At 58.3% G+C, this 17,757-nt stretch carries 15 protein-coding genes, 2 tRNA genes and 1 other RNA gene; 6 read left to right on the top strand and 12 right to left on the bottom strand.

The window, feature by feature from the left end; all coding sequences use genetic code 11:
• Nucleotides 1-29 precede the first annotated feature (29 nt).
• From ONB52_09070 to ONB52_09045, 6 genes are all read left to right on the top strand, one after another.
• Nucleotides 30-758, top strand: a complete 729-nt coding sequence (locus ONB52_09070) for a C4-type zinc ribbon domain-containing protein (GenBank protein MDZ7416293.1) — start codon at nt 30-32, stop codon at nt 756-758.
• A gap of 1 nt (nt 759) precedes the next feature.
• Nucleotides 760-1,122, top strand: an RNA gene (gene rnpB / locus ONB52_09065) — RNase P RNA component class A.
• A gap of 60 nt (nt 1,123-1,182) precedes the next feature.
• Complete coding sequence (gene rfbA / locus ONB52_09060; GenBank protein MDZ7416292.1) at nt 1,183-2,046, top strand: glucose-1-phosphate thymidylyltransferase RfbA; 864 nt, start codon at nt 1,183-1,185, stop codon at nt 2,044-2,046.
• A gap of 114 nt (nt 2,047-2,160) precedes the next feature.
• Nucleotides 2,161-4,398: a VIT and VWA domain-containing protein gene (locus ONB52_09055; GenBank protein MDZ7416291.1), complete on the top strand. Its 2,238-nt coding sequence runs from the start codon at nt 2,161-2,163 to the stop codon at nt 4,396-4,398.
• Nucleotides 4,399-4,539: 141 nt separating this feature from the next.
• Nucleotides 4,540-4,944 carry a hypothetical protein gene (locus ONB52_09050; protein ID MDZ7416290.1) on the top strand — a complete coding sequence of 135 codons (405 nt, stop codon included), beginning with the start codon at nt 4,540-4,542 and terminating at the stop codon, nt 4,942-4,944.
• An 18-nt stretch (nt 4,945-4,962) separates the two neighbouring features.
• Complete coding sequence (locus tag ONB52_09045; protein MDZ7416289.1) at nt 4,963-6,141, top strand: RuBisCO large subunit C-terminal-like domain-containing protein; 1,179 nt, start codon at nt 4,963-4,965, stop codon at nt 6,139-6,141.
• Between the two features lie 118 nt (nt 6,142-6,259).
• Here ONB52_09045 and ONB52_09040 read toward each other — a convergent pair whose 3' ends face one another.
• From ONB52_09040 to ONB52_08985, 12 genes are all read right to left on the bottom strand, one after another.
• Nucleotides 6,260-6,892 (bottom strand): hypothetical protein, encoded by a 633-nt coding sequence (locus tag ONB52_09040; GenBank protein ID MDZ7416288.1) that lies wholly within the window; start codon nt 6,890-6,892, stop codon nt 6,260-6,262.
• A 182-nt stretch (nt 6,893-7,074) separates the two neighbouring features.
• Nucleotides 7,075-7,147, bottom strand: a tRNA-Lys gene (locus tag ONB52_09035).
• Between the two features lie 31 nt (nt 7,148-7,178).
• A tRNA-Lys gene (locus ONB52_09030) sits at nt 7,179-7,251 on the bottom strand.
• A gap of 371 nt (nt 7,252-7,622) precedes the next feature.
• The gene (rho, locus tag ONB52_09025) at nt 7,623-8,870 is read right to left on the bottom strand and encodes a transcription termination factor Rho (protein MDZ7416287.1); all 1,248 of its coding nucleotides are present in this window, start codon (nt 8,868-8,870) and stop codon (nt 7,623-7,625) included.
• Between the two features lie 471 nt (nt 8,871-9,341).
• Nucleotides 9,342-10,448 carry a sn-glycerol-3-phosphate ABC transporter ATP-binding protein UgpC gene (gene ugpC / locus ONB52_09020; GenBank protein MDZ7416286.1) on the bottom strand — a complete coding sequence of 369 codons (1,107 nt, stop codon included), beginning with the start codon at nt 10,446-10,448 and terminating at the stop codon, nt 9,342-9,344.
• A 208-nt stretch (nt 10,449-10,656) separates the two neighbouring features.
• Nucleotides 10,657-10,998: a 50S ribosomal protein L19 gene (gene rplS, locus ONB52_09015; GenBank protein ID MDZ7416285.1), complete on the bottom strand. Its 342-nt coding sequence runs from the start codon at nt 10,996-10,998 to the stop codon at nt 10,657-10,659.
• Between the two features lie 31 nt (nt 10,999-11,029).
• Nucleotides 11,030-11,716 carry a tRNA (guanosine(37)-N1)-methyltransferase TrmD gene (gene trmD, locus ONB52_09010; protein ID MDZ7416284.1) on the bottom strand — a complete coding sequence of 229 codons (687 nt, stop codon included), beginning with the start codon at nt 11,714-11,716 and terminating at the stop codon, nt 11,030-11,032.
• Nucleotides 11,717-11,725: 9 nt separating this feature from the next.
• A complete protein-coding gene (rimM, locus tag ONB52_09005) occupies nt 11,726-12,262 on the bottom strand; it encodes a ribosome maturation factor RimM (GenBank protein MDZ7416283.1) in 537 nt (178 codons plus the stop codon).
• Between the two features lie 130 nt (nt 12,263-12,392).
• Nucleotides 12,393-12,623: a KH domain-containing protein gene (locus tag ONB52_09000; protein MDZ7416282.1), complete on the bottom strand. Its 231-nt coding sequence runs from the start codon at nt 12,621-12,623 to the stop codon at nt 12,393-12,395.
• Nucleotides 12,624-12,920: 297 nt separating this feature from the next.
• Complete coding sequence (gene rpsP / locus ONB52_08995; protein ID MDZ7416281.1) at nt 12,921-13,355, bottom strand: 30S ribosomal protein S16; 435 nt, start codon at nt 13,353-13,355, stop codon at nt 12,921-12,923.
• An 83-nt stretch (nt 13,356-13,438) separates the two neighbouring features.
• Nucleotides 13,439-14,746: a signal recognition particle protein gene (gene ffh, locus ONB52_08990; GenBank protein ID MDZ7416280.1), complete on the bottom strand. Its 1,308-nt coding sequence runs from the start codon at nt 14,744-14,746 to the stop codon at nt 13,439-13,441.
• Nucleotides 14,747-15,407: 661 nt separating this feature from the next.
• Complete coding sequence (locus ONB52_08985; GenBank protein ID MDZ7416279.1) at nt 15,408-17,708, bottom strand: T9SS type A sorting domain-containing protein; 2,301 nt, start codon at nt 17,706-17,708, stop codon at nt 15,408-15,410.
• Between the last annotated feature and the right edge of the window lie 49 nt (nt 17,709-17,757).

Raw genomic sequence — 17,757 nt, 5'->3', positions numbered from 1 at the left:
AACGGACTCCCGTGAGGTGAGAAAAAATTATGATTGCTGATGTTCTCCAAACCCTCCTGGCCCTGCAACAAGTTGACCGCCAACTGCTCGCTTTGGAGAGGGCCAAGGGCGATCTGCCACAGCGGTTGAGCGAGTTGAAACAAAATCTCGCACACGCCACCCGCAAGCGCGATGAGGCCCGGGAGCGGTTCAGCCAGCTCGAACGCAACCGCCGGGCGTTGGAGGGCGAGGTGGCGCTGGCGAGGGAACGCAAGAAGAAATACGAAACCCAGCTCTACTCCGTCAAAACCAACAAGGAATACGACGCCATCACGCTGGAAATCGAAACCGCCGAGCAGCAGATCGATCAGGGCGAAACCCGCATTCTCACCATGCTGGAGGAGGAGCGCAAGTTGCAGGAGGAAATCGACGGGCACAACGCAACCGTCGCCCATCTGCAACAACAGGCGCAGGAACAGGAGGCGGAGCTGGCCGTGTTGCTGGAAAATACCCGCGGCCAGGTCGAGGATTTGAGCCGCCGACGCAGTGATTTGGCGCGCCAGGTAAAGCCCAATCTCCTGCGCATGTATGAACGCATCCAGCGCAGCCGCGATGGCATGGCCGTGGCGATGGTGACGCGCGGAAGCTGCGACGGTTGTGGCACGCGCATCCCGCCGCAGCGAATGATGGAAATTCGTGAGAGCAGGGAAATTTACTATTGTGAAAACTGCGGCCGCATTTTGGTTTGGCTCGAAGAGGAGCAGGCAGTGGCGGTTTAGCGAAGTGGGCCGGACCACCGCGTCCCGCGGCGCTGCGGTGCCGGCGGGATGAGGAAAGTCCGAACACGGCAGAGCAGAGTAGGAGGTAACACCTCCCGCCAGTGATGGCGCTACAGGGCCACAGAAACCAGGTCTGCCCCGTCCGGCGGGGCAAGAGTGAAAAGGGTAACCAGTACTCCGTGCAAGTGCAAATAGGCTTACGTTTGTGCTGCGGGCGCGCGAACCGCGCAAGAACCGCAGCGCATGAAGAGTGGCTCGCTCAAGTAAGCGGGTAGCATGCTCGAGGCTGTTGGCGACAACAGTCCCAGATAAATGGTGGTCCTCCTGCGGGAGACAGAATTCGGCTTACAGGCTCGCTTCGCAAAGGGCACAGCGTTGGCTGTGCCCTTTTGTTTGCCTGCCCTGCGAAAACAAAGGAGTTGACATGAAAGGCATCATTCTTGCGGGGGGCAGCGGCACCCGTCTTTATCCCATCACGCACGTGATCAGCAAACAATTGCTCCCGGTTTATGACAAACCGATGATTTATTATCCGCTCTCCACCTTGATGCTGGCCGGGGTCCGGGAGATTCTCATCATCTCCACTCCGCGGGATTTGCCGCGCTTTCGCGAATTGCTCGGCGACGGCCGGCACCTTGGTTTGCACTTCAGCTACGCCGAACAGCCGCGACCGGAGGGTCTGGCCCAGGCGTTTTTGATTGGCGCGGATTTCATCGGCAAAGATCGTGTGGCGCTGGTGCTCGGTGACAACATCTTTTACGGCCATGGTCTGGCCGAAATGCTGCGCCACGCCGCCGAGCAGGAAACGGGCGCCACGGTGTTTGCATATTTCGTGCGTGACCCGGAGCGCTACGGCGTCGTCGCCTTCGATGCCAGCGGGCGCGCCATCAGCATCGAAGAGAAACCGGCAAAGCCCAAATCCAACTATGCGGTGACCGGCCTCTATTTCTATGACAATCGCATCGTTGAGATTGCGAGAAGCCTGAAGCCCTCGGCGCGCGGCGAATTGGAAATCACCGACGCCAACCGCGCCTATCTGGAAATGAATGAATTGCGCGTGGAGGTGCTCGGCCGCGGCTTTGCCTGGCTGGACACCGGCACGCACGACTCCCTGATCGAAGCCTCGACCTTCGTTGCCACTGTCGAAAAACGTCAGGGTTTGAAAATTGCCTGCATCGAGGAAGTCGCGTATCGCATGGGCTATATCTCGGCAGCGCAGGTGCGCCGCCTCGCTGAACCGCTCGCCCAAAACGAGTACGGCCGCTATTTGCTTGACCTGTTGCGCTGAGACCGGCAGCCGCCCGCCGTTCAAAAAATCTCCCTGCCCGCCGGAATAAAACTGTCTGTCAGGAGTAATGAGGCAAACGGCTATTCTACGAATTACTCTTGACAGGAGAGCCTCATGAAGTTGCGCTTGCTTTCTCCTCCACTCTTGCTGCTGCTGTGCGGTGCGCTGCGGAGTCAGGGACTCATTATCCGCCCGGATTTTCAACCGGCCGGGCTGGAATTATGCCGCCACGCGATCACCGCACAGCTCGATGAGCAAATTGCCGTGGTAACCGTCGCATACGAGTTTTACAATCCCGGTCCCACCGCCGTCGAGGGCACCTTTCTCTTTCCACTGCCCGCCAATGCACAAATTTCGCGCTTCCGCATGGATGCCGAGGGCAGGGAAATGGCCGGCGAACTGCTGGGCGCGGAGGAGGCCCTCCGCATTTACGAAGACATCGTGCGCCGCCAGCTCGATCCGGCACTGTTGGAGATGGTCAACCACCGCAGCTTTCGCGCGCGCCTTTTTCCAATACCTGCCGGCGCCACCCGCAAACTCACGCTGCGCTACGACGCCCCCCTCAACCGGGAGGGCAACACCGTCACGTTTCAATACCCCCTGCAGGGCAATCTGACACACCGCGGTGCCGGCAGTCCCCGGCCCGAGCCGCTGCCGCGCCCCGACATGCGGATTCCGCTGGAACACACCGGCCAGCCGGAACATATGCAAGCCCGGCAGAGCACGCTGCAGCTCGAATTGCAGGCCGAAACGGCCTTGCGCAATATTTATTCACCCTCGCATCGCATTGTAATCCATCAGCAGAGCGAACGCCGGGCAACCGTCACGAGTGAAGTGCATGCGGCGCAGGATGCCCGCGATTTTCTGCTCTATTATTCGCTCGATCCCAATGAAATCGCGGCCACCCTGTTGACCCATCGTCCCGAGAGTGACCGGCCGGGATATTTCATGTTGCTTCTCTCGCCCCAGATCAGGCTGGCGAAGGATCAGATTTTGGCACGCGACCTGGTTTTCGTGCTCGATACCTCGGGCAGCATGGCCGGCGAGAAAATCGCCCAGGCGAAGGCCGCGCTGCGCTATTGTCTGCAACGGCTCGGCGAGCGCGATCGCTTCGGCCTGGTAACCTTCAGCTCCGAAGTCAGGCTGTTTCGACCGGCGCTGGCCGAAGCCAGTGCGCGCGATGATGCCCTCTGGCACCTCGACCGTCTGGAGGCAACAGGCGGCACCGACATCAATGCGGCCCTGCGGGCGGCCCACCAGCTTCTGCGCGAGTCAGATGCGGGCCGCGGCATGATCATCTTTCTCACCGACGGCCTGCCCTCCACCGGCGTGCAGGACGAGGGCCAGATCCGCCGCAACCTGCAGCACGCCAATCGCAATGACGTGCGTCTCTTTTCCTTCGGTGTCGGCTTCGATGTCAATACCAGGCTGCTCGACGGCCTCAGCCACGACCACCATGCCTTCGCCGATTACATCACACCACAGGAAAACATCGAGGAACGGGTTGCACGGTTCTATGAGAAGGTGCGTTATCCGGTGATGAGCAATCTCTCCTGCGAATTCCGCGGCGCCGATGTGAGATTCCTGTCACCCCGCCATTTGCCGGATTTGTTCAAAGGCGGCCAGATCATCCTGACCGGCCGTTATCACGAGGCTGGCCACGCCAGTCTGACGTTGCGCGGCCGGGTTGGCGAACAACGGCAAACCCTGCAGTACGAATTCGACTTTCCGCCGCGTGAGCGGCAGCGCGAGTTTGTCGCGCGTTTGTGGGCCACGCGGCGCGTGGGTGATCTGCTGGAGGAAATCCGGCTGAACGGCGAAAGCGCGGAATTGACAAACGAAGTGATCAGCCTGGCAAAAGAATTCGGTCTGGTCACGCCCTACACCTCCTACCTTGTACGGGAGGAGGAGCAGGTCATTTCGCCGACGGTGCCGTTGGGCAGGCTGCGTTCCCGGGAAAAACCTTCGGCCCCCGCACCCTCTGATCAGATGCTGATGCCGGCTGTTTCCGGTGCCGACGCGGTTTTCATGAGCAAGGCGATTCGGGAGATGCAGGAGGCTGCCGTCGTCATGGCAAACGGACACGTGCACGTGACGGTGATCCAGGGCCGGACGATGATCCAACAAGCCGGCGGTCTCTGGGTGGATGAGGAGTTCAAGCCGGCCCTGGCAACGGTGAAACTTCCGTTTGCTTCCACAAGCTACTTCACGTTTCTGCGCCTCTTTCCGCAGGCCGGCGAGTTTTGCCGCCTCGGCCGGAAAGTGATTTTTAAATGGCGGGAAACGTTCGTGGAGATCGGCGAGCAAGGCGAACCGGAGCTTGGCGAGATCGCCCTGCGACGGACCGGGTGAAAACGAGTCTCTCATGTCAAACCCCGTCCCATCTCCTGCCGGGGCGGGGTTTTGTTGTTTTGATTTGGAATTTTTCCGGAAACTTCGCATTATGGCGCCAGCCAGCCGAAGTTCGATTGCCAGAAACTGTGGAGCGTGACGATGAGCCTGTGGGAAAAGATTGCGAAGGATCTGCAGCAAAGCGCCACCACTTTGTCGGAATTGGCCGGGGATTGGATCAAGAGCAGCACCGAAGCTTTGCGCGAGGGTCTGGAGACGGCTTCAGAAAAGACCGCGCAAGCCACCAAGCTTGCCAAATTGAAGTGGGAAAAAAATTTGATCCACCGCGACCTCGAGAAGGCCTTTCTCGCGCTTGGCGGTCAGGTCTACGAATTGCATGTGCAGGGCAGGCTGCCCGAGCTCGCGACCGCGGCCCATGACCAACTCGCAGCCTTGCGTGACCTGGAGGAAAAGCTCGAGAGCAAGGAAAAGGAAATTGCGGAACTGCAAAATGCGCCGGCAGCCGGCGCTCGCCAACAAGACACGACGGATTCTGCCCAAACATGAGCCAGACAGGAGACCAGCATGAGTTACATCAACAAAGCCCACCAGCCCAAACCCACTGAGGTTTTGTGCAGCTATTATCTCGAACCGGCGCCCCGCAACACCCTGATGGAGGCCGCCGAAGAGTTGTGCAAAAAAGCTTCTGTTGATGTGGTCGGAGGAGAGATGGTACAGGGTCTGCGCGCCTGTGCCTATGCCGTGCATGAAGAGGGCACCCAGGTGGCCTTCCCCGCCGACTTGTTCGAGGGTGGCAACATTCCGCAAATGCTCACCATCATTGCCGGTAAGATCTTCGGCTTGGAAAAGATCGCCAACTTGCGGCTGCAGGATGTGCGCTTTCCGGAGTGGTGGATCAAGAGTTTTCGCGGCCCGACATATGGCAGCGGGTTGCTCGCCAAATTTTTCGGCAGTCCGGCACGACCGCTGGTGGCTTCGCTCATCAGTCCGGAGGTCGGCTTGACGCTTGCAAGCTACAAGGAAAAGGCGCGGGCGTCCTTCCTGGGGGGCTGCGACATCGTGCGCGACAGCCCGCAAATCCGCAACATGCCTGCGAACTCCTTCGAAGACCGCGTGAACACGATGCTGGCGCTGGCAGGCGAATGCGCGGACAAGACGGGCATGCCCAAGATGTATTTTCCCAACGTCAGCGGCCCCGGTGACCTGGTGTTGCAACGCACACACTATGTCATCAAGCAGGGTGGGCAGGGAGTGGTGATCGACTTTCAGGCCTGTGGCTTCAGCATGCTGCAAATGCTGCGCAACGAGTTCCCCGATCTGGTGATCTATGCGGACCGCACCTCGCATGCCGCCACCGCCCGCAACAAACGGCAGGGCATCTCGATGACCACACTCGGCAAGTTCGCCCGCCTGGCGGGCGCCGACTTGGTTGAAATCGGTTCGATCACCGGCGACATGGTCGAAACCGAGGCGCATGTGGTGCAACTTCACTCCAATTTACTGGCGGATCTTTTCAAGACGCGCGACCCGCATCGCTTTGATCAAAACTGGCACGGCCTCGGCAACAGCCTGCCAGTCACTTCCGGCGGCTTGAAGGCTGCAGACGTGCGCGGCCTGCGCCTGCGCTTCGGCAATCAGGTCGTGCTGCAATTTGGCCGCAGCATGACTGGCAGGGAACACGTCTCCCCGCTTCATGTGGAAATGTTTTTGGATGAGCTGGGCCCGCTCGTGCCGCTGGTGTAACGCCGCCGTATCGCAGTTGGTGATGATCGTGGGATGGATTCGAGCTGTGACACTTTTGAACGACTGGGCCGCGCGTCCGGCGGGAGTCGAAATGGACACGCGTGTTCCTGCGGCGGGCCTATGGTGAGGGGAAAGTCTGTGTTTGTGCCGACTCCAGTCTGGCGACGCGGCCCTCCAGCTCTGCGAGGGCTTTGTTTTGTCTGTCCTCGGAAGCCTGCAAATCACTTATCGCAGCCTGCAAACGATCCTGCGCCGCCCCCAAAGCCGTCTTTTCCTGCTCAAACTGTTCGTAACGTCGCAACACGGTATCCATCATGGTCAAAATCTCGTTACGGAATTGTGCGTCACGTTTTTCGATATCCGCAATTTGATTGCTGAGATTGGCGAACCCCCTAAACATGGCATCAACAACATTCCCAAATTTTTCCGAGCTCTCATCACGCAGAGCCTGAACTTTAGCAGCGGTCTCCTGCCGGACGGCCTGCAGCCCCTCATTCATCTCCTGACGCACGGCCTGCAGACCCTCTTTCATCTCCTGCCGCACGGCCTGCAGCCCCTCATTCATCTCCTGACGCACGGCCTGCAGCCCCTCTTCCATCTCCTGCCGGACGGCTTTCAGCTCACTGTTCATGTCATGACGCAGGGTCTGCAAGCCCTCACTCATTTCCTGATGCAGGGAATCGAAGCGCTCGTTGGTTTGGTTGCGGAAGGTGGCAAGGTCTTGAGACAAGCCATCGACACGCTTCTCCAACTGACTTAGTCTCCTGAGAACCGGTGTGTCTTTTTGAGGACGTTTGCGAGGTTTTGTCGGCATGAATTGTTCTTCCCCACCATTAAAATCTAAAAGGGTGCCATTTGGCGGGATTCATGAAGGCCATCCCGGCGCGGATACCTGGCACATTGACCCTGCTGCTTTCCCGGAAGGCTCAGCAGTGCGCCCACTAGGAATCGAACCTAGAACCTCCGGATTAAGAGTCCGCTGCTCTGCCAGTTGAGCTATGGGCGCAAATCCTGCAAAACTGCCGCGCATCGAGAAGTGAGGGTGGAGAGAATCGAACTCTCGGCCAACGGCTTAAAAGGCCGCTGCTCTACCGGCTGAGCTACACCCTCGACTCAACTCGACAAAACGCCGCAAATATAAATAATCCGCATCTGGCAGTCAATCTAAATTTCCGTGAATTTCGTTCTGTCGCGAGAGTCCTGCTGGTTTTGCCTGCTAATCGTCATGCCGCGTGCGACACCCACTGGTACAGACACTTGTCTGACTGGGGGCTGAAAGTCTGCGCTGCGGCATTTTCATGGTCATGGAGAGTTTGAATGCCGGCCAAACGGTTCACGCATTCACCAAGCGAACGTGTTTTGGGCAGATTGAAGCGGATGATTGATGTCGCACATGCCGGGAAAACGCAAGAGCTGGCCTGCCATCACGCAGAAGCCAGCAGGCGCAGGCGGGCGGCGGGAGGCTGACACGGGCAGCGTGCTCAGGAGTTCATCTTCTGCAGAAACTCTTCGTTGGATTTTGTGCCTTTCATGCGTTCAAGCAGAAATTCCATGGCCTCGACGGGAGACAGCTCACTGAGGAATTTTCGCAGGATGTAGACGCGGTTGAGTTCGAATTCACTCAACAGCAATTCTTCCTTGCGGGTTCCCGATTTGTTGATATCGATGGCCGGAAAAATTCGCCGGTCAGCCAGGCGTCGGTCCAGTTGCAGCTCCATGTTGCCGGTGCCTTTGAACTCCTCGAAGATGACCTCGTCCATGCGGCTGCCGGTGTCGATCAAAGCAGTGGCGATGATGCTCAAGCTGCCGCCTTCCTCGATGTTGCGCGCGGCACCAAAGAAACGTTTGGGTCGCTCCAGGGCAGTGGCGTCGAGGCCACCGGAGAGAATTTTGCCCGAGTGTGGCACGATGGCATTGTGGGCTCGCGCCAGCCGTGTGATCGAATCCAGCAAGATGACAACGTCCTGGCCATATTCGACCAGGCGCTTGGCCTTTTCCAAAACCATGTCAGCAACCTGCACATGCCGCTCCGGGGGTTCGTCGAAGGTCGAGCTGATCACCTCCGCATCCACCGAGCGCTCCATGTCGGTGACTTCCTCCGGGCGCTCATCGATAAGCAGGACGATGAGTTTGATCTCGGGGTGATTGGCACTGATGGCGTTCGCAATCTTCTGCAGGATGGTGGTCTTGCCGGTCTTGGGTTGCGCCACGATCAAGCCACGCTGGCCTTTTCCCAGCGGGCTGATCAGATTGATGACGCGCGAGGCATAATCGCGCGGGTCGTGTTCCAGCTTGATGCGTTTGAGGGGATACAGCGGGGTCAGGTTGTCGAAGAGGATTTTGCTTTTGGCAACATCCGGGTTTTCAAAGTTGACGGCCTCGACTTTGAGCAGCGCGAAGAAGCGCTCGTTTTCCTTGGGCGGCCGAATCTGCCCGGATACCGTATCGCCGGTGCGCAGACCAAAGCGCTTGATCTGGCTGGGGGAGACGTAAATGTCATCCGGCCCGGGCAGGTAATTATAGTCCGGTGAGCGCAGAAAGCCGTATCCATCCGGCAGCACTTCCAGCACGCCGTCGGCGAAGATCAAACCTTCCTTCTTGGTTTGCTCCTCGAGGATGCGAAAAATCAGATCGGATTTTTTCAAGCCCGCAGCGCCCTGCACATTCAATTCCTGTGCAACTTTGTTGAGCTCTGCGATTTTCATGGCTTTCAGTTCAGCAATATCCATAACTCGTCCTTCAAATTTTTTGAAATGTGATGGCCCGGGAAGGGTTGGGTTCCTTCGCCGGGCAGTAGCCCTGCCCTGACCGCGCACGGCGGCCGTTGGTATCGGTTAGAGTCATTTACCGGAGAGACAAGCAGTCATACCGATTGTCGGCGGCGCGACCGTTTACAAAACTGCAACATGGAGACGGTGGCGACTGGCAGTGATCCGTGTCCATCCAGAAACATGCCAGAGATGGCTGCGCCGGAGTTCCCGAGTTTCGAATGCTGTGGTAACTTTGAGGTTTTTGAGGCAACGGCCGGGCCGCTGCAGGAACACATTTCGCTGGAGGCTGCGATTTCGGACAGACACCACCAACAAAAACTGCAAGGTAAGCATGACCACCATGCTCACCCTCTTCGACAACGCGCCGTGAGATTGAAGCGGTCGGAACCTCGGTTCCAGCTATCGCGCAGCGAATCGTTCAGAAGTATGTTAAGCAGGCCGCAGGCTCTCTTCGGTTTGAGCGCTGAAGAAGTGGGATTTGCTCATGTCAAACGTGAGGGGCAACTGGCTGCCAATTGGGGGCTCCGTGCGGGAGTTGATGCGAGCAACCAGAGTTGTCGCGCCAAGATTGACATACAAGAAGATTTCACTGCCCATCGGCTCGACGACTTCAACCACGCCGGGGACATCCGCGGTCTCCTGCAGACCGGCAACGTCGCCGGCCAGATGAATATCCTCCGGGCGGATGCCAAAGACCACTTCCTCCCCCACATGGTTGTCCAGCGAAGGCGCAAAATGCGCCGGAATCGCAAACGCCAAGCGCTCGCTCTGAAATCTCAACCCACCGTTGCGCACCACCCTGCCGCAGATGAAATTCATCGCCGGCGATCCGATGAAACCCGCCACGAATTTATTCGCCGGGTAGTGGTACAGGTTCAACGGCGTGTCCATCTGTTGCACCACACCGTCCTTCATCACCACGATGCGATCGCCCATGGTCATGGCTTCGACTTGGTCATGCGTCACATAAACCATGGTCGTTTCCAGCCGGCTGTGCAGTTTGGAGATTTCGATGCGCGTCTGCACACGCAGCTTGGCATCGAGATTCGAGAGCGGTTCGTCGAACAGAAAAACCTTGGGCTTGCGCACAATCGCACGGCCGACCGCCACTCGTTGCCGTTGCCCCCCGGACAGCGCCTTGGGTTTGCGATCCAGGAGTTGCTCGATTCCGAGAATCCTGGCTGCTTCCTTCACGCGCGCTTCGATTTCCGCCTTGGGATACTTGCGCAACTTCAATCCGAACGCCATGTTTTCGAAAACGGTCATGTGTGGATAGAGCGCGTAGTTTTGAAAGACCATGGCAATATCACGGTCTTTGGGAGGGACATCGTTGACCAGGCGGTCGTCAATATAAATCTCTCCGCTGGACACTTCCTCCAGGCCGGCGATCATGCGCAGGGTCGTTGATTTACCGCATCCCGATGGTCCGACCAGAACGACAAATTCCCTGTCTGCAATGGAAATATTCGCACGATTGACGGCGATTACGCCCTTGTCATAAACCTTGCTCACCTCGCGTAATTCAACACGGGCCATACGGAAGGAGGATGGATGAACTGTGGTTCAGCGCAACGATAGGTATGTTAGAATGGATTATCTTGTGCAGGGCTTAAAACGCGGTGCAATGTAAATATTCGCAATCTGATTGTCAAGCATTTTGTCGGCTGCAAAGGCCCGCTCTGCTGACAAAAACCGCCGGCTGCAGCTTGCGGCTGCCGGCGGTCCCAGCAAAAACTTCAAGGGGTTACCTTTTTTCTTCAATGCGCGCTGCTCGTCCCTTGAGTTCACGCAAATAATAAAGACGCGCACGCCGCACCTTGCCGCGGCGCACATGATCAATTCGCTCAATGTTGGGGGAGTGCAGGGGGAAAATACGTTCCACACCGACACCCTCTGAAACCTTGCGCACCGTGAAGGTCTCGTTTATGCCGTGGCCACGTCGTTGAATAACCACACCTTCAAACGTTTGAATGCGCTCTTTGTCACCTTCCACCACTTTGTGGTGCACAGCCACCGTGTCGCCCGGGCTGAAATCCGGATGATCGTTGCGTAGTTGCTGTGCCGTCAGGGCATTGATAAGGTTCATTTGGGATAACCTCCTCAAACCGTCATTGTTTTCATTTTGATTTCAACAAATCCGCTCTGCGCTCGCGCGTGCGGGCTTCCGCCATGCTTTTTCTCCACTCGGCGATTTTGGCATGATGTCCGGAAATCAGCACCTCCGGCACGCGCAGGCCGCGAAACTCTTCCGGCCGGGTATAATGCGGATAATCGAGCAAATCCTGCTGAAAGGAATCTCCGCTCGCCGAGTCCCAATCGCCCAACACGCCGGGCAGCAGGCGAATTACCGCGTCGATAACCACCATCGCCGGCAGTTCGCCGCCGGTGACGATGTAATCGCCAATTGAGAGCTCCTCGGTGGCCAGATGCTCCCGCACCCGCTCATCGACACCCTTGTAATGGCCGCAAATAAACACCATCACCGGCAGTCTGGCCAGCTCATTCGCACGCCGTTGGGTAAAGCGTTCGCCCTGCGGCGACATCAGGATGATCGGCGCACCGCTCAGCTTGTAATGCGCGCGCAGATGATCGAGACAGGCGAAGATCGGCTCCGGCTTCAAGATCATGCCCGGACCGCCGCCGTAGGGATAATCGTCGATGGTGCGATGCTTGTCGGTGGTGTAATCGCGCAGATCGTGGATCAGAATCTCGACCACCTTGCGCTCGCGGGCGCGCTTGATGATGCTCTCGGTCAGCGGGCCGCTGAAGAGCTTCGGGAAGCCGGTAACAACGTGAATCTGCATTTCATTCCATCAAGGCAAACGGGTGGAATCGTCGAGCAAGCCTTCCAGGGGCTCGATCACGATGCGCGGCACCGCCAGTTCGACACTCTTGATCACGGAGCTGATGGCGGGGATCAGCCATTCCCGGCGCTCGGCATCACGCACGACCCAGACATCATTGGCAGGATAGGGCACAATGTCACTGAGCGTGCCCACCAACCGGCCGGCACTGGTGTAAACCGGCAGGCCCAGCAATTCGAACGCGTAGTATTCGTGTTCGCGGGTGGGCAGACAGGCTTCACGCGCAATGACGATTTCCGCACCCCGCAGAGGCTCGACCGCCGCAAGCGAGTCGAATTGGTGAAATTTAATGCGCACGCCGCGGCTCTCCACGATGACCCGCTCCAGCCGGAATGTCCCCAACGATCGTCCCTGCAGCCGCAATTCCACGGCAGCCAGGCGGCGAAAGCGCTCCGGATCATCGGTCTCGGGCAGGACCTTGACCATGCCGTGCAAGCCGTGAGGGCGCACGATCACGCCAATCGTGACATGCTTGACATCCGCCATGGGGAATATTTTCGGGAGTTCTGGCAGGGCGGCGTGCGCGAGCGGTTCGCCCGGCCGCCACCTTGCCGCGCGTTGTCCGGGCAGGATGACCGGGTGTGATGAGTTTGGACCGACGCACGCGCGGATCTGCTCATTCGAGGATTTCCAATACCGCCCGTTTGCCGGTTTTCGCCGAGGCAGCAGCCAGCAGGGTGCGCAAGGACTTGGCGGTCTGCCCATGCTTGCCGATCACCTTCCCCATATCACCCTGCCCGACGCGCAGCTCAAAAACGACGGTGTGCTGGCCATCCACTTCGGTGACCACGACTTCGCCGGGCTTGTCCACCAGATGCTTGACAATGAACTCGACAAACTCCTTCATGATCAACCCTCCATTTGGGTTCGTTCCTCGAGATTCTGGAGTCTGCGCGTGTTCGAAAGCAGATCAGAATCGCAGGGATTTTCGCGCTTCAACTCGACATCGAATCTGCGTTTCGCACCATTCAATCGAGGCTACCCACTTGTGTCCCGCCCTTTCATGCCCAACGGTACAACCATACACGAGAAGAGTATGTCACTCTGGCGGCGAGAACGATCATCCCACGAGAAGGGTTGAATCAGAACCACCTCATCACGTCCTGCAAGTGCCCGGCGGCATGCATCACAACCGGACGAGCCTTCAGGAATTGCTTTCCGCGTTGCCCGGCGTCTCGGCAGGCGGCGCGGCTTCGCTTTCGGTCTTTTTCCTGCTCTTTTTTTGGAGCCGCGCCAGTTCCAGCCGCTGACGCTTCTCAGCCTGCAATGCTTCCCACTTCTTGAGCTCTTCGTTGATTTTGGCGTCATCCGCGCCGCGGCGCTTGAGATGCCATTTCAACATGATGCCGCGCCGGCTGAAAATGTTGCGCACAGTGTCCGTCGGCTGCGCCCCGACGTTGAGCCAGTACAGCGCACGCTCTTCGTTGACGGTCACCGCCTCCGGCTCGACGCGGGGATTGTAGATGCCGATTTTCTCCAAATATTTGCCATCGCGCGCGGCGCGGGAGTCAATGGCAATGATGCCGTAAATCGGTTGTTTCTTCTTGCCCATCCGGTTCAGGCGAAGACGAACGGCCAAAGCAAACCTCCTTACATCGGTTGAGTTGGGTAATTGTTGTTTGGAATTTTGGGTTGGTGATCGCGATGCCGCGGATCGACCGGTCAGCGTGACGGCCGCCCTTTGCGCCCGCCGATCTTCTTCATCATCTTCTTCATCATCTCATACTGCTTGAGCAGGCGATTGACCTCCTGCACACTGTTGCCGCTGCCCTTGGCGATGCGCAGCCGCCGGCTGCCGTTCAAAATTTGCGGCCGTTGACGTTCCTGCGGGGTCATTGATTGAATGATGGCCTCCACCCGCACCAGGGCCTTGTCATCGATTTCCATGTCCCGGGGAAGCCTGCCCCCCAAGCCCGGTATCATACCCACCAACTGGCTCAAAGGGCCCATTTTTTTGATCGACTGCAGTTGGTCGTAGAAATCCTCCAGCGTGAACTCTGCGCGCCGCAGCTTCTCCTCCATCCTGCGCATTTTCTCCTGATCGACCGCCTGCTGCGCCTTTTCCACCAGGGTGATGATGTCACCCCGGCCCAAGATACGCGAAGCAATGCGCTCTGGGTGAAATTTCTCCAGGGCGTCGAGCTTCTCACCGGTGCTGATGAACTTGATCGGCTTGTTGGTGATCGCCTTGATCGAGAGGGCAGCGCCGCCACGCGCATCACCGTCCATTTTGGTCAGCACCACTCCGGTGAAATCCAGGCGCTGCAGGAATGCCTGCGCCGTGTTAACCGCATCCTGGCCGGTCATGCCGTCGGCCACGAAAAGAATCTCGTGCGGCTTGAGATTCTTTTTGATGATCACCAGCTCCTGCATCAGCTCGTCATCGACATGCAGCCGGCCGGCGGTGTCCAGAATCGCAATGTCCAACAGACGCTGGCGCGCCTCGGTGATGGCGGCTTTACAGACCTCCAGCGGGGTGGAGTTCGGCCGGGAGAAAAAGCCCGCGCCCGCGGCTTCTGCCACGAGGCGTAATTGCTCGATCGCCGCCGGCCGCTGCAAGTCAGCAGCGACCAGCAGTGGCCGGCACCCCTTCGCCTTCAGGAATTTCGCCAGCTTGCCACAGAACGTGGTTTTGCCGGTGCCCTGCAGCCCCACCACCATGATCACCGTGGGTGGAATGCTGCTCTCACGCATGGGCGTATCGTTGCCGCCCAGCAGCAGGGTGAGCTGCTCATGCACAATTTTGATCATTTGCTGCGCCGGCGTGATGCTGGTCAGCACCTCGGCGCCCACCGCCTTCTTTTCGACGGCTTCGACGAAATTCCTGGCAACTTGGAAATGAACATCGGCCTCCAGCAAGATCCGCCGCACCTCGCGCGACGTCTCGGCGATGTTTTCCGCGGTGAGCTTGCCATGGCCCTTCAGCTTCTTGAAGAGTTCTTCGAAATGACCGGCGAGTTGTTGAAACATGTAATGATCAAAGAAAAAATATCCGCTGGACGCGGATAAAAACGTTCAAAATCGGGGCCGGGATTTGTTTGTAAAGCCGCGAAAGATATAAAAAAACCCTGTGGGATGCAAGGTAATTTTCCGGTTCTACAAGCCTTAACGCGCCCAACACTACCCCTTGTCGCCACACGGACACACCGGCTGAAAAGCGAGAAGTTAGCCCCGATCTCTCTCGCCCCGGCATCCCGCGCAAAATTTTCAACCGTCAGCGCCTGCGTGTGCAAACCCGCCGGCGCCGCGAATAGCCTTGCGCTCAACAAGGCGGACAGCAAAGCCGCTTTGCGGATCGCCAAACCAGCATCACGACGTGCTACCCCCCAACAGGACTGAGGGACCAAAGCCGGGAGGATTGGCCAACCCACCCATTGCTTGCCGACTACTTCGAACGCTTGGCGCAAGACCAGGCAGGGAGAACCGGACCAGCGCATGTTTCTGCATACGCGACAGCGGGTAGCCATCACTGGATTCTTCCATGGCACGGCGCGCCCCTTTGGACCAAACCGGTGGGCATACCCGGAGCATTCCCCCCAGGCATTTTGTCCACCCAAAAAAAGACCAACTTGCAATACTTTTCAATGCATCACAACGGGGTGGAAAGCAACCATGTTTCGCCGAACGAGCGTCAGCGGACCACCATCAGCTTGCGCACGGTGGAAAAATTACCCGCACTGATTTTGTAGAAGTAAACGCCGTTGCGCACCCATGCGCCGTCCTGATCACGACCATCCCAGATCGCCGTGAAACGACCGGGCTGTTTAACTTCCTGCACCAGTGTTCGCACTTCCCGGCCGAGGATGTCATAAACGCGCAAGGTCACCGCCACCCCGCCGGCGGCCTGCGCCGGAATGTCAAAGTCGATGCGGGTTATGGCGGGTGCACCGTTTTCCTGCGACAGCAGCAACGGATTGGGGTAATTCTGCTGCAAAGCAAACGCGAGCGGCAATGCAGCAGCCGCCTGCTCTTCCGCCACAGCCGTGGCTTGCGTGACATTCAACACCACGGCAACCGGCCGCGCCGAATTGTCCGGGTCGTTGCTTCTGATCTCCAGGCGCGCGACGTTTTGCCCGAGATTGGCCGCGGCGCTGGTCAATTTCACCTTGATGGTGTCGCTCTTCCCCGGACTCAGGCGGCCACGGAGCGGCGCGACGGCCAGCCAGGGAAAATCGAAGACGCGCAGGTCACGCTGCTGTTCTTCCAACTCGTAAACCAGCGTGTCGGCCGTGCCGGTGTTGGTGAGGAACAACAAGCGCTCGCGCTCTTCCCCCTGGCGCACAGACACCACCACGGAAGTAGGCGAAACCTGCAGGTTTGGTGCCTCCGGTCCCACCTCGACCGCCAAAACCCGGAGATCGTAGTTTCCGAATTTGGCATTGCGGTTGGCCGTACTGCGGCGGCAGCGTATGTAAAGCGGTCCATTTTTCGCCGGCTGATACTGAATCGACGAACGCAACAGCTCGAACGCATTGTTCTCGCCGGGCGTGGGGTTGCCGACATTGTCATTGTCCGCCAGGACAAAGCCGTCGGCCGTATGCAAACTGAGATACGTATCCGCGCCGTCGCGCATGGTGCTGGTGCTGACCATGTACTTTACGCTGGCAAAGGCATCGAACACCAGCCAGTCTTCATCTCCCTCGGGGAAATGGGTGTGATGCGTCGCCACGCCGCCGCCGACCTGCGCATAAGAAAGCCGTACCGCCCGGTCGAGCGTGTTGTCATCTTCAAATTCGTCCGGGAAGAATTGTATGTTGTGATTGCGGTACAGCATTTCATTGAGCGTGACACTTTGCGGGTTGGTGATGCCGGCATTCCAGGCGTCAACAAAGTCTTCGAACGACTGCGGTTCGGTGAGGGTTGACATCAGGAAGGAAGTGACGAACCACGTCTCTGCAAAGGGGCGCGTCATGGCGTAGCCCGGCTCGTCATCGATACCGTGCGTGGCATCGGGCGTGTCGGGGCCGTCGGTCATGTCCCATAAGGCGGATTGCACCGCATTCTCGGAGGAGGCACCTTCCCCCTCGCGGTCTTCGAGATCATACGAGAAGCTGAGGCGATTGCGGGTGGAATCACCCAGTGAGTTGAGATAGACACTCGGGTTCTTGTCGCCGCGCCACAGCCGCACATGCGAAGCCCAGAAGGTCGGCCAGCCTTCGCCCCAGGAGAGGCGCGGATCTTGCGCACTGTCGCCAATGAAATGACGGCCGCCAGGGTTATCGTCGAAATCGCCGTAGTTGCGCTCGACATAATGGCCCAGCTCATGCAGGATGATGGTGTCATCATAGCCGTATTTGGGCCCCAGGAAAACACCCCCGCCCGGACCGGCACCGGCACTGTAATAAGCAAAATCATCCGTCCGCTTGATGTCAAAATTGACGATGGTCTTGATCGGTGCCTGCGGCCGGGCGCCATCGATGGCCTTGAGGAAATCGGCATTGTCCAGCATGTTGTCATAGATGTTGAACGGCTCGCCGCCGGCGCGATACCGTGCCACCGCCGTCCCCATGTCGAAATCCTGCGTGGGGTTGTGATTGGGCGAAACGGCGCCTTCAAACGCATGCGGGGTGGTGCCGTTGCGGCTGGTGCTGGTCATCACCATCACCGCTTGATGCAAGCCCGGTGTGTTCTGACTGTTGGCGACCACCACCACCGCGATGGTGCGAATGGCGTTGTCATTCACCGTGATACTGAATTCACCATTGAGATCGGTCGCACCCCGCGCCACCACGGAGTTGGTGCTGGTGTCGAGAATCAAAACGTCCGCCAAGCGGATCGGCTTATCGGGCCGTACCCCGGTGAAGCCCTTGCGGTCGAATTCGAGATCCTGATACAGGAAGCGGCCGGTCACCTTGTAATCGGCACGCACGCCAGCCGCGGCTGCCAACAGCGCGAAGACACTGCACCACCGAAAAATCTTGTTGCAAAGCATGATTCTCTCCAGGATTCAGCAATTTATTTGCACCAGGCGATCATGGAAA

It is taken from the genome of candidate division KSB1 bacterium (assembly GCA_034506255.1).
Lineage (GTDB): Bacteria > Zhuqueibacterota > Zhuqueibacteria > Zhuqueibacterales > Zhuqueibacteraceae > Coneutiohabitans > Coneutiohabitans thermophilus.
This window is presented reverse-complemented; position numbering and strand designations above follow the sequence as displayed.